The organism is Rhodococcus sp. WWJCD1, assembly GCF_002258735.1.
Classification (GTDB): Bacteria; Actinomycetota; Actinomycetes; order Mycobacteriales; family Mycobacteriaceae; genus Rhodococcoides.
Genome location: NZ_NOXY01000028.1, coordinates 89,586 through 102,247, shown reverse-complemented (window position 1 = coordinate 102,247; position 12,662 = coordinate 89,586). Strand labels below are relative to the sequence as shown.

At 62.2% G+C, this 12,662-nt stretch carries 9 protein-coding genes; 3 read left to right on the top strand and 6 right to left on the bottom strand.

Translation table 11 applies throughout. From position 1 onward, the window contains the following. Positions 1–35: 35 nt before the first annotated feature. From CH286_RS21115 to CH286_RS21090, 5 genes are all read right to left on the bottom strand, one after another. Positions 36–818: a class II aldolase/adducin family protein gene (locus CH286_RS21115; RefSeq protein ID WP_094610403.1), complete on the bottom strand. Its 783-nt coding sequence runs from the start codon at positions 816–818 to the stop codon at positions 36–38. A gap of 1,365 nt (positions 819–2,183) precedes the next feature. Further along, entirely contained in the window at positions 2,184–3,398 is a 1,215-nt protein-coding gene (locus tag CH286_RS21105; protein WP_094610311.1) for an acetyl-CoA C-acetyltransferase, read from the bottom strand. Positions 3,399–3,446: 48 nt separating this feature from the next. Continuing rightward, the gene (fabG, locus tag CH286_RS21100; protein WP_094610310.1) at positions 3,447–4,175 is read right to left on the bottom strand and encodes a 3-oxoacyl-ACP reductase FabG; all 729 of its coding nucleotides are present in this window, start codon (positions 4,173–4,175) and stop codon (positions 3,447–3,449) included. Positions 4,176–4,206: 31 nt separating this feature from the next. Beyond that, a complete protein-coding gene (locus CH286_RS21095; RefSeq protein WP_094610309.1) occupies positions 4,207–5,421 on the bottom strand; it encodes a CaiB/BaiF CoA transferase family protein in 1,215 nt (404 codons plus the stop codon). Next, positions 5,418–6,596 carry an acyl-CoA dehydrogenase family protein gene (locus tag CH286_RS21090; protein WP_094610308.1) on the bottom strand — a complete coding sequence of 393 codons (1,179 nt, stop codon included), beginning with the start codon at positions 6,594–6,596 and terminating at the stop codon, positions 5,418–5,420. The genes CH286_RS21095 and CH286_RS21090 overlap by 4 nt, the downstream gene beginning before the upstream one ends. Positions 6,597–6,683: 87 nt before the next feature. Between CH286_RS21090 and CH286_RS21085 the strand changes: the two genes are divergently transcribed. Further along, positions 6,684–7,580 (top strand): LysR family transcriptional regulator, encoded by an 897-nt coding sequence (locus CH286_RS21085; protein ID WP_094610307.1) that lies wholly within the window; start codon positions 6,684–6,686, stop codon positions 7,578–7,580. A gap of 7 nt (positions 7,581–7,587) precedes the next feature. On the opposite strand, the gene CH286_RS21080 is transcribed toward CH286_RS21085, so the two are convergent. Continuing rightward, positions 7,588–9,312, bottom strand: coding sequence for a sigma-54-dependent Fis family transcriptional regulator (locus tag CH286_RS21080; RefSeq protein WP_094610306.1), 1,725 nt, complete (start codon positions 9,310–9,312; stop codon positions 7,588–7,590). A 222-nt stretch (positions 9,313–9,534) separates the two neighbouring features. On the opposite strand from CH286_RS21080, the gene CH286_RS21075 reads away from it, so the two are divergent. Both CH286_RS21075 and CH286_RS21070 read left to right on the top strand, forming a co-directional pair. Beyond that, positions 9,535–11,166 (top strand): flavin-containing monooxygenase, encoded by a 1,632-nt coding sequence (locus CH286_RS21075; protein ID WP_094610305.1) that lies wholly within the window; start codon positions 9,535–9,537, stop codon positions 11,164–11,166. Positions 11,167–11,255: 89 nt separating this feature from the next. Beyond that, on the top strand, positions 11,256–12,626 hold the full coding sequence (locus tag CH286_RS21070) for an NAD-dependent succinate-semialdehyde dehydrogenase (RefSeq protein ID WP_094610402.1): 1,371 nt from the start codon (positions 11,256–11,258) through the stop codon (positions 12,624–12,626). Positions 12,627–12,662 lie beyond the last annotated feature (36 nt).

Sequence of the window (12,662 nt, the reverse complement as noted above, 5' to 3'; positions counted from 1 at the left end):
GGCGGCTCAAACCGAGACGAAGTCGCGGATGTAGTTCAGTCCATCAACTCCGGATGCTGCGCGACAATTCGGTCGTACATCGGCTGAAACTGGAACCACCCCGCGTACTCGAGACCCACCTGGTTGTACGTCAACTTCGCCGTCACGTCATCCAACGGTTTCGGTTCACCTGCTGCCATGGCGATGAGCTGCGCCTGACTGGATCGCTCCATTGTGATGAACCACCACGCCGCGGAGTCCACGGTCCGACCGACCGTGAGCAGACCGTGGTTCGACAGCACAATCGCCTTGCGCTGACCGAGTGCTTCACCAATTTTTCTCCCCTCTTCCAACTCGGCAACGACACCCGTGTAGTCGTCGAACACGGCGTGGTCGTCGTAGAACGCGCAAGCGTCCTGAGTCAGAGGTGCCAGCCCCATCCGCAGGCTCGAGAGCGCCTTGCCGTACAAAGAATGTGCGTGTGCGGCCGCAACCACGTCCGGTCGAGCCGCATGCACCTGGGAGTGGATGACGAAAGCAGCACGGTTGACCGGACGGTTACCTTCGACGATCTGACCGTCGTGATCAACCAGGATGAGATCGCTTGCTTTGATCATGCTGAAATGCATACCGAAGGGGTTGACCCAGAAGTGGTCGGTCTTCTCTGGGTCACGAGCGGTGATATGCCCCGCCACCCCTTCGTCGAAGCCGCACTGACTGAAGAGCCGGAAAGCGGCCGCAAGTCGTTGCTTTCGGTGCTGCCTTTCGTCGTCCACCGACTCGAACACCGGCGGAGCGGGTACGTCGATTCCTGGGCGGGTCTGTGCCAGTTCGGACATCGTGTTCCTTCGGGCGCTGGTGTCGTTTCCGCGCACGACCTCGGGGCATGGTCGACGCGTAGCGGACGGTCCGCATGACAACCCTCGCAGCGAAACATCACTGCTCGGTCATACTTCAGTTCTACACCCGCGAGTCGCACCTTGAATCGCGAAAGCCCGTATGCAATGCGATGTGCCTCGTGCTGTCGCCGGAGTGATGGCATTCGCGACGGCTCGTAGCTTTCAGTCGCTGTGTCGCCGGCGACGTCCGGTCAGCGCTTGGCAATCGACCGATGACATCAGCCAGATACCGTCACGAGGTATTGCCACTGTTCCGCCTGTGCACCAACAGTTTTGCCGGAGCCGACCTAGAGTTTTTCACCACCTCCGGGACGGAGTCGAACCACCGGCACCACAATCAGCAGGCCGCAGGGTCAACGGCCGTCCACCACGCGGAGCTGTCCGAACGGTTCGTTGCACCACCTGCAGCTCGCGTTAACGTAGTCGTGGCCGTCTTCACGTTCGCACTCATCCACTGCGCATCCGCTGCCGCAGGAGAGCATCTGCCCACATCGGCACCGCTCGCCGTCACACCCAGGGTGGTGAAGCGCTCCCGGCGGGGTGCCACAGTCGTGACACTTTCTCCTTCCGTTCGGTATTCGACTGGGTCGCCAAGTGCAACCCACCGAATCGAGCATTTCCAGATCGCACGCCATGCAGATCGCCATGCCGTGCAGAGTCGCACAGGGCACCGACAGCAAAGGATTCTCGCGCTCGAAATTCTCGACGTCTCGGCATAGCTCACACCCGTCGAGTTGCAGAGGAATCATCCAGACCGACCGGTGACAGTCGCGCGTCACGCAGACAAAAGAGGCGGTTCCAGATTTCTCCGGAACCGCCTCTGAACTGCAATCTGTCGGGCTGACAGGAATTGAACCTGCGACCCCTTGACCCCCAGCTAGATCGACCGACTTTCGATGGTCCCACCGGGACCCACCGCACATCCCCTGAGCAGCGTTTTCCGTACACACTCGTACATCCAGGTTCACCCTTGGTTGCACCGAGTAGTGACACGCTCGCGGCACTGTCGACTAGCCGAGAACACCGCGGGGAACTACTGGCAACGGTGGAACCGGCACCTCGGGCAATGACGCACGATTCAGTACCCAGAGCAAGTGAGACAAGTTCAAACAGTGGCAGTTGCTCACTGTTCGCGACCACGCTCACCCGTTCCCCGTTCTGACCGACGCCGATCCGCGCGAAACTCGAAGCTCGGGATGATTATCCGCTGGATTGCGTGCATGACTTCGAGTTCGGCGACCTGTCCGGACGCGGCCAGGGCCCGCAGAGGACCGGGTCGGCACTCATATCCGGCGACTCCGGCACCTACCGACTGACGTTCTCGAAGACAGCAGCAAGACCCTGTCCGCCACCTATGCACATCGTTTCCAGTCCATACCGGGAACCACGCCGCCGCATTTCGCGAAGGAGAGTCGCGAGAATCCGGCCTCCTGTGGCACCGACCGGGTGGCCGAGTGAAATGCCCGAGCCGTTCGGGTTCAGCCGCTGATCGTCCGGCTCGATCCCCCACGTTCGCAGGACTGCCAAAGTTTGTGCGGCAAAGGCTTCGTTCAACTCGATGACGTCCATATCGGCCATGGTCAACCTTGCACGCCCGAGAGCCTTCTCGGACGCCGGGACCGGTCCGATTCCCATCGTCCGTGGCGCTACACCGGCAACGGACCAACTCACCAACCGCGCGATCGGACGTAGCCCGAGCTCGGCTGCGCGCTCCGGAGTCGTCACGATCGCGAGCGCAGCACCGTCGTTTTGACCGCTGGCATTACCTGCTGTGACGGTCGAGGCCGGATCGATCTTCCCGCGCATCGGACGTAGCTTCGCCAGACTCTCGGCAGTGGTGTCGGCACGCGGATGTTCGTCGGTGTCAGCCACAATCGGATCACCGCGCCGCTGCGGAACCGGCACTCCCACAATCTCTTCAGCGAACACTCCGTTCTTCTGCGCGGCAACTGCGCGCTGATGCGACTGGACGGCGAGCTCGTCCTGGTCCTCACGGCTGATCGAAAACTCTGCTCGCAAATTCTCGGCGGTTTCGATCATTCCGCCGGGAACAGGAAAGTTTGTCCCGCCTGCAGTGACACGGGCTCGGGCCAGTCGATCGCTCAGCCCCACCGATTCGGCCTTGATCCCCCATCGCATTCCGGTTGCGTAGAACTCGGCCTGACTCATACTTTCCGCACCACCGGCGAGCACCAGATCGCTACCGCCCGTTTGTACTTGCATGCACGCCTGTAGGACGGCCTGCAGTCCGGATCCGCACCGACGGTCGACCTGTAGACCTGGAACCTCGATACCGAGGCCTGCATCGAGTGCGGCGACCCGTCCGATTGCAGGTGCTTCGCCGTTCGGCGAGGCCTGTCCCAGGATGACGTCGTCTATGGCACCGCCCTCCAGTCCGGTACGCGCGCACAGTTCTTTGATCACCACGGCGGCGAGCTGCTGCGGTGACGCATCGCGGAGCACTCCCCCGAATCCACCGACAGGTGTGCGTAGCGGTTCACAAATGACAGCGTCGGGCATGAAGTTCCTTATCAGGGCGGGATGGGATTACGAGGGGACGATCGATCGCTACATGTAGCGCCCGCCGGTAACCTCGGAGACGGTGCCGGTCATGTAGGACGACAGGTCGGACGCGTAGAACAGAGCTACCGATGCCACTTCCCGCGGATCCCCGGCACGCTGCATCGGTATTTCCGCCATCTTCTGGTCCCACGCCTTCTGCGGCATGGCCTCGGTCATCGCCGTCTTGATCAGTCCCGGCTGAATGACATTGACCCGAACACCCAGGTGTGCAACTTCTTTCGCTGCCGCTTTGGAGAGTCCCACAATTCCGGCCTTGGCCGCCGAGTAGTTGCTCTGCCCTACGAAGCCGACCTTGGCCGAGATCGACGACAGGTTGATGATCGATCCACCGCCGTTCTCACGCATGACGCCTGCTGCGATTCTCGTGCCGTTCCAGCAACCCTTGAGATGCACGTCGATCACCTGATCGAACTGCTCCTCTGTCATTTTCCGCATGGTCGCGTCGCGAGTGATTCCCGCGTTGTTGACCATGATGTCGATAGACCCGAACGATGTGACGGCAGTGTCCACCAGGGCCTGTACGTCGGAGGCGGACGTGACATTGCAGCGAACGCCGACTGCAGGGGTGGGTAGAGCGTCTGCGGCTTCCTTGGCCTTGGACTCGTCGAGATCACCGATGACGATGTTCGCGCCGTTCTCGGCGAACATCGTGGCGATGGCCAAACCGATGCCCTGAGCGCCACCGGTGATGACGGCTGTACGACCTGAAATCATGAAATGTCCTGTTCTGTGGTGGTGCCGACGGTCATCGTGCGAAGTACGCATCGAAGGCTGCGTTCTGCACGGCAATACCCTGGCGCAGAATGCCGTCCGCTTCGTCGGGGCAGCAACCGGATTCGATCAGCAGTGCGCGGGTGTGTTGACCCAGTGCTGGAACATCGCCCATCGGAGCTTCGTGATCAGCGAATGTAGCCGGAGGCAGCAGCGCCTGTGCTGTGGCGTGTTCGGTACCGACCGTGCGCCAACGGTCACGTTCGACAAGTTGAGGATGGGAAACGACCTGATCCATCTGTTTGACCTGGGCCGCAGGAATACCGGCCGACGCCAGTTTCGCGTCCAGCTCGACTGTCGTGAAGAGCGATGTGCGGGCGGCGACGACAGCGTCGCATTCGGTGCGGTTCTGTACGCGCAGCACGTTCGTCGCGAATCGAACATCGTCCACCAACTCGGGGACGCCCAGTACCTCCGAGACGAGCGTGTACCAGCCACGGTCGTTCTGTACACCGATCAGGATTTGACCGTCGCTCGTCGGATAGGCGTCGTACGGCGCGATGGAACTGTGGCTCACACCCATACGCTGCGGTTGCGTGCCGGTGTACATCTGTGTGTACATCGCGTGGCCCATCCACTCCACGGTCGAATCGAGCATGGACACGTCGATGGTCGCGCCTTCGCCAGTTCGTCCGCGCCGCAGCAACGCCGCGAGAACCGATTGTGCGCAATACATTCCGGTGGCGATGTCGGCGGTGGGTATTCCGGTCTTGGCCGGCTCGTCCGGTGTTCCGGTGATGGAGATCAAGCCCGACTCGGCCTGGATCAGCATGTCGTAGGACTTACGATCCTGCATAGGACCACCCCTGCCGAACCCGGACATATTGACGACGACCAAATGCGGATTCGCCGTGCGCAATTCGTCGGCACCCAAGCCGAGACGCTCTGCCGCACCAGGAGCAAGGTTCTGCACGAACACATCGGCTCGGTCGATGAGTTCTCGAACGATGTGGCGTCCCTGCACCGACTTCAGATCGACCGCAAGCGATTCCTTACCCCGATTGAGCCACACGAAGTGCGCTCCGGTGCCGTGAACGGCGTGGTCGTAACCCCGCGCCAGGTCTCCGCCGTCGGTGCGTTCGATCTTGATGACACGAGCACCCAGATCGGCGAGATTCCTGGTGGCGAGCGGAGCTGCGACGGCCTGCTCTATCGCGACGACGGTGAAGCCTTCGAGTGGTGCGTTCACGAGTTGCGTTTCTGTTCGGCCCGAATCAGGCCGCCACCGACGATCAGTCGCTGAATCTCGCTGGTGCCCTCGTACAGTCGGAGCAAGCGCACATCACGGTAGATGCGCTCGACCGGCACCTCACGCATGTATCCGGCACCGCCGTGAATCTGGACCGCGAGATCGGCGACCTTGCCGACCATCTCGGTGCAGAACAACTTCACCGCAGACGGCGCAATACGGCGATCGGTCTCCTGCACCCACGCCCGCGCAGCCTCACGCACCATCGCCCGGCCCGCCATGACACCGACCTGCTGATCGGCGATCATCGCCTGCACCAGCTGGAAACTGCCGATCGGCTCGCCACCCTGAGTGGACGCCGCGGCATACGACACCGACTCGTCCAAGGCACGCTGCGCCTGACCGACGGCCAGCGCGGCAATGTGCACCCGCCCCCGGGCCAGCGAGGTCATCGCCGCCTTGTAGCCGATGTCGCCGTTCCCGCCGACCAGTGCGTCGGCCTCGACGCGTACGTCGGTGAAGTTCACATCGGCCGTGCCGGAGCCCTGCTGCCCCATCTTCGCGTCCTTGACGCCCACCACGATCCCGGCGGTGTCGGCAGGGACCAGGAATACTGCAATGCCGTTGCCGCTCTGCGGTTTCGGGTCCAATTTCGCGAAGACGACGAACATGTTCGCGATCGGTGCATTGGTGATGTATCGCTTGCTGCCGTTGATGACCCACCCGGTGCCGTCGACTTTCGCGGTGGTCCGTAGCCCCGCCGGATTGGACCCGGCCCCGTCCTCGGTCAGCGCGAAGGACGCGACGATGTCGCCGGATGCCATGCCCGGCAACCATTTCGCCTTCTGCTCCTCGGTACCGAATCCCACGAGCACCTGGCCGGCGATCCCGTTGTTGGTGCCGAACATCGATCGCAGCGACAGCGAGGTGTAGCCGAGCTCCATCGCGAACTCGACGTCCTGGATCAGGTTCAGGCCGAGCCCGCCCCACTCCTGCGGGATCGCGTAGCCGAACAGCCCCATCTCTGCGGACTGTTTCCGCAGATCGTCGGGAATCGAATCGGTGTTCATGATGTCGAGTTCACGCGGCACCACACGTGAGCGCACGAAGTGGGAGATCTGCTTCAGCACGTCCGCGAAGACGTCGTCCGGTACATCGGGATTCAGCGTATCCATGGGACAACTATCGGTTACTGCATTACTATCAGTCCAATACTTAATTGGTACTTCTGTTTTGACAATTTTGGCAATAAAGGAGGGTAGGTGGACGTCGAGCAGCTCCGCGCGTTCCTCGCGGTAGCCGAGGAGCTGCACTTCGGCCGTGCCGCCGCGCGCTTGCATGTCGCGCAGCCGCCCTTGAGTCGCACGATCAAGCAGCTCGAGAAGCACCTCGGTGCCATCCTGTTCGACCGAAACACCCGCTCGGTGAAATTGACTGCCAGCGGTCAGGCCCTGATAGACCCCGCCCGCGCAGTGCTCGAAGCGATGCGCACCGCCGAGAACGCTGTCCTATCGGCCGACGGCGGCGAGACCGGCCTCGTCCGCATCGCGTTCGCGGGTGTGTCGACGCATCGCATGGTCGCGAGACTCGCTCGACTCGTTCGGTCTCAGCACCCGGGTATCGAACTCGAACTCTCCAGCCAGAACTTCGCCCAGCCGGCCATGAAACGGCTTCTGGGTGGAGACACCGACATTGCACTCGGCAGATGGGACGTCATTCCGTCCACCGTCGAGTCCCAGGTCGTGATGCCAGATCATCTCGTCGTCGCAATCGCCGACACACATCCGCTGGCCGACGCACGGCACGTCGGAATCGGGCAGCTGGCACAGGAACACTTCGTATCCCTGCCACTGCACGAAGGATCGGTACTCCCCGATCGACTCCGCCGATTGGCGGACGCGCACGGCTTCGTCCCCGACGTCGTTCAGATCGCTCCCGACACTCAGACTGCCCTCGCCCTGGTATCCGCCGAGGTGGGGTGCCACCTGACCCTGGCCTCGGTGGCCAGCAACGTCACCGACCCGCACGTCGTGTTCGTCCCCCTGGACGACACCACAGCAGATGTGGACATGAGAGCCGCGTGGCGCCGAGACAACACCAACCCAGCGCTGCGCGTGGTACTCGACAAGGTCGTCGCTCTCGACGAGAGCGGCTCGTGAGCGGCACCTACAGCGACGCCTCACCGTCGTCCAGACCGAGCTGACGTAAACGGCGGTAGAGGGTAGTTCGGCCGATCCCGAGGAGCTCTGCTGCCATCGACTTGTTGCCACCAGCGCGGTCCAATGCCTCGACGATGGCATCACGCTCGGCCGATTCCATCATCGTCATCTTCCGACGTGACGGCGCTCGTTGGAGGTGTTCGGGCAGGTGGTGACGCTCGATCACCGACGCAGTCACACTCGACGCAAGGGTGGTCACGGTCGCCGTCAACTCTGCGATATTGCCGGGCCATTCCCACTGCATCAACGACTGCAGAGCTGTCGGAGACATCGAATGCCGCCGCGTTGTATCCACCTGATCGAGAATGCTTCGGACGAGCCCCGGAATGCGATCCGGGGCGGCGGAGAGAGCTTCCGTTCTGGCGTCGATACCCCAATGATCGACCAGTGCAGCGACTTCCGGTGAGGATGCCTCGGCACAGCTGGTGATCAACAGTTGATTCCGCCTACCGGCTGCAACAGCCGCGCGGTGTTCCCGAACCAGGGTTGCGACCACCACCCCTTCGTGGTCATGCACCGACTCCAGTCTTCGTACCAGGACATCTCGGCCGCCCTCGAGCAGGTCTGCCACAGCAGACCAGGGCGTTGCGGTGTCTGTCGACAGAACGACCACCTCGAGTTCTCCGCCTTCTCCTCGACCGGCGCGTGCATCCAGCGCCCGCGATGCACGACCGGATCCACGAGGACCGTCGATCACCGTCACCGCCGCCTGTGCCGCCTCTCGCGAAGCACTGTCTCCGTGTGCACTGGGACCGATGGGGGCGGCCGTCGGCACCTCGTCTCGAGGAACGGGAGCGAAGTGCAGCACGTAGTAGTCGCGGGCTCCTTCGACGACTCGCCGAGCTGTCACCGCCACCGCGCCTGACTCGATATCCCAGCGGGCCGTGCTCGCGACCGCCCAGTTGTGTGCGCTGAGGCGATCCCACAGGAGCACGTGCGAGTCGACGCTCACATAGGGCAGTCCGGGTGTATTCGCCAGCAGCGACTCGCGATCCATGATGACCGTGGGACGACGAGAGTTGGCGTAACGCATGAACGACATTGCCAACGCGAGGTCCTGCGGTCGTGCTGCCGCCTTCAATCGTTCTTCGATCTGCTGACCGATTTCCTTGGTGAGGGTGACCATCAGAGAATTCGCAATGGCCAACGGTCCCCCGAGCGAGACCGATCCGATCACCAGGCCCGACGGCGTGTAGACCGGAACGGCGGCACACGCCAGCACGGACAGCGACTCGTTGAAGTGCTGGCTGCCTTCGATGTACACCGCTCGGCCTTCGACCATCGACGTACCGAGACCGTTGGTCCCGATCGAGTCTTCCGAATAGTCGAACCCTTCGGCCGCGTTCACTCGGTCCAGTTTTCGCTGCAATCCTCGATCGCTAGCGCGCCTCGCCACGATGCTGCCTGCGCGGTCGCTGAGAAACAATGTCGTGCCGGTGTCCACCAGCTGGTCCTGCCATCGGTCGAGTACCGGATCTGCTGCGCGGCGCAGAATCGAGTCGGTATCGATCGCGTCGAACTTCTGCGATGGCAGCGTGCTGTCCGCGCTGTTGCCTATCGAGCGACGCCAGCTGCGCAAGATCAGGTCCGGAACCACCCCCTCGTCGGGAGCACCGGACAGCAGGCCTGCGCGCATCAGGTGCCGCTTCGCCTCGCGCACCGCATCACTCATAGGTTCTCGCCCTCTAACCAGTTGTTCATCCGCCACCCTGAACACTCACAGGTCGCAACAATCACTATTCCATTACTGCCATACGCGCATAACTGCAGTTCAGCACAGTCATATCCGGGTGTTCCAGATTGGTACACACCAGACACCTGTGCTCCACCTCACCATTGTGACCAGAGGAAGTGAACTACACCACACAGGTCGCAAGACCGGAGGAGCAATCACATGGCGTCACACGAACCCGATCAGATCCGTGAGATCGACGCACTCGTCGTCGGATGCGGCTTCGGCGGGATCTACATGCTTTACAAGCTACGGCGTGAACTCGGACTGACCGCCATCGCTATCGACAAGGCCGCCGGTGTCGGCGGTACCTGGTTCTGGAACAAGTACCCGGGGGCCCTGTCGGACTCGGAGAGCTTCGTCTACCAGTACTCGTTCGACCGCGATCTGTACGACCAAACCACCTGGAACACGAAGTTCGTTCGCCAGCCCCAGATCCTGGAGTACCTCAACGGCGTCGTCGACCGCTACTCGCTGCGCGAAGACATCGCGCTCGAGACCACCATGACCGCGGCCCGATTCGACGAGGTTGCCGGAACCTGGACCGTGTCCACCGACCGTGGAATCACCTACAAGGCCAAGTATCTCGTCAACGGCCTCGGCCTCCTGTCGGCGACGAATGTGCCGAATTTTCCGGGCATCGAGAACTTCGCGGGCCGGTTGGTGCACACCGGCGCATGGCCCGAGGATTTGGATCTGACCGGCAAGCGAGTCGGAGTCATCGGCAACGGGTCCACCGGAGGTCAGGTGATCACCGCGGTCGCGCCGATCGCCAGGCATCTCACCTCGTTCCAGCGCACCCCTCAGTACAGCGTTCCTGCGGGCAACCGCGTGTTGTCCAACGAGGAATTGGCACGGCAGAAAGAGAACTTCGAGGCCAACTGGGACCAGGTCCGCAATTCAAGCGTCGCAATGGGATTCGTCGAAAGTGAGATCGAGACGTTCAGCGTCTCTGCCGAGGAACGCCAGCAGATCTTCCAGCGGACGTGGGACGAGGGCGGCGGGTTCCGCTTCATGTTCGAGACGTTCTGCGACATCGCTACCAATCCCGAAGCGAACGAGGAAGCGGCGAAATTCATCCGTTCCAAGATCGCCGAGATCGTCAAGGATCCGGAGACTCGACGCAAGTTGACGCCCACCGATCTCTACGCCCGCCGACCACTGTGTGATTCGGGCCTGTACGAAACGTTCAACCGGGACAACGTCTCTCTGGTTCACGTCGGCGAGAACCCCATCCGCGAACTGACAGCCGAAGGCATCGTCACCGAAGATGGGGAACTGCACAAGATCGACGTACTGATTTGCGCCACCGGCTTCGACGCCGTCGACGGCAACTACGTCAAGGTCGACATCCGCGGACGCAACGACGAAAGCCTCAAGGAACACTGGCAGGACGGGCCGACCAGTTACCTCGGAATGGCCACCACCGGGTTCCCGAACATGTTCATGATCCTCGGACCGAACGGACCCTTCACGAACCTGCCGCCGTCGATCGAGACACAGGTCGAGTGGATCTCGGACACCATCGGGGCCATCGAGAACAACTCCATGGGCTGGATCGAGGCCAAGCCGGACATCGAAACAGAATGGACCGATATCTGCGCCGACATCGCCGACCAGACGTTGTTCCCGAAAGCTGCGTCGTGGATCTTCGGTGCCAACATCCCCGGCAAGAAGCGCACGGTCATGTTCTACCTCGGCGGCATCAAGGAGTATCGCTCGGTGCTCGACAACGAGAAGGCATCCGGCTACCCGAGCTTCCTGACGCAATCGGACGCGCTCGAGCCTGCCTGACCCTTCACTCGAGGACACTGCATCGATCACGCCGGCCGGGTGACCTACACCGGTCGCCCGGCCGGCGTCCTGCAACGAAAGACATGCCGATGAGCAAGTACGCAAGCACCGATCCCACTACAGGCACCATCGTGGCGAAGTTCGAGACCGAGTCCGACGAGCAGGTGATGGCATCGCTCTCCGCCGCCGACGCCGCGTACCGAACATGGCGGACCGCCGAAGTGGCCGAACGCGCTTCGGTTCTCCAGCGGGTCGCCGATCTGCATCGCGAACGCGAAACCGAACTCGCCGAGTTGATGACACTCGAGATGGGCAAACCGATCGCACAGGCCCGAGGCGAAGTGAAACTCTCCGCGTCGATCTTCGAGTACTACGCGACCAAGGGTATGGACCTGCTCGCGGACGAGGAACTCGACATTGCCGGTTCCGGACGAGCATTGGTGCGTACGGCACCCATCGGAGCACTCGTCGGCGTCATGCCATGGAATTTTCCCTACTACCAGGTTGCCCGATTCGTAGCGCCGAACCTGTTGCTGGGCAACACGATTCTGCTCAAGCATGCCAGCAACTGCCCGCAACAGGCGTTGGCCGTCGAGGCGATGTTGCGTGATGCAGGAAGCCCCGAGGGTGTGTACCGGAACATTTTTGCCTCCAGCGACCAGATAGCCGATCTCATCGCCGACCCCCGAATTCAGGGGGTCTCGCTCACCGGATCGGAACGCGCGGGCAGCATCATCGGACAGCTCGCCGGCAAGTACATGAAAAAGGCAGTACTCGAACTCGGCGGCTCGGACCCGTTCCTCGTGCTCGCCGGCGCCGACCTCGATGATGCTGTCGCCGCGGCTGTCCCCGGTCGATTCGGCAACGCAGGCCAAGCATGCACCTCGTCCAAGCGGATGATTGTCGACGCCTCGGTGTGGGACGAGTTCCTCGACGGGTTCGTTTCGGCGGCGCAGTCGTGGTCGATGGGTGACCCGACGGATCCCGCTACGCGACTGGGTCCGATGTCGTCCATCGGCGGACGCGACGAAATCGCAGAGCAGGTCGCGGACGCCGTTTCGAAGGGTGCCACGGTGCACCTCGGTGGAACCGTCCCCGACGGCGACGGTGCCTACTACCCCGCGACCGTGCTTTCCGGTGTCACGCCGGATATGAGGGCATACCGGGAAGAACTGTTCGGACCGGTTGCGGTGCTGCACAAGGTCGACTCGACCGACGCCGCCATCGATCTCGCCAACGATTCCCCGTTCGGTCTCGGCAGTGCCGTGTTCACCACGGACGACAGCGAAGCTGCGTACGTCGCCGACCGCCTCGACGTCGGCATGGTCGGCATCAACACCACCATCAAGAGCGCGCCCGACATGCCGTTCGGCGGAGTCAAGACTTCCGGCATCGGCCGAGAGCTCGGTCGATTCGGGCTCGACGAATTCGCGAACAAGAAGCTCGTTCGCACCCTCTGACTCGTCAACTGCATCAACTCATCTCAGGAGAAGAAC

Excerpts from the sequence above, each read along its gene's own strand:
- CH286_RS21080 (WP_094610306.1), bottom strand. The coding sequence starts at position 9,312 with ATGAGTGATGCGGTGCGCGAGGCGAAGCGGCACCTGATGCGCGCAGGC.
- CH286_RS21070 (WP_094610402.1), top strand. The coding sequence starts at position 11,256 with ATGAGCAAGTACGCAAGCACCGATCCCACTACAGGCACCATCGTGGCG.
- fabG (WP_094610310.1), bottom strand. The coding sequence starts at position 4,175 with ATGATTTCAGGTCGTACAGCCGTCATCACCGGTGGCGCTCAGGGCATC.
- CH286_RS21075 (WP_094610305.1), top strand. The coding sequence starts at position 9,535 with ATGGCGTCACACGAACCCGATCAGATCCGTGAGATCGACGCACTCGTC.
- CH286_RS21115 (WP_094610403.1), bottom strand. The coding sequence starts at position 818 with ATGTCCGAACTGGCACAGACCCGCCCAGGAATCGACGTACCCGCTCCG.
- CH286_RS21105 (WP_094610311.1), bottom strand. The coding sequence starts at position 3,398 with ATGCCCGACGCTGTCATTTGTGAACCGCTACGCACACCTGTCGGTGGA.
- CH286_RS21090 (WP_094610308.1), bottom strand. The coding sequence starts at position 6,596 with ATGGATACGCTGAATCCCGATGTACCGGACGACGTCTTCGCGGACGTG.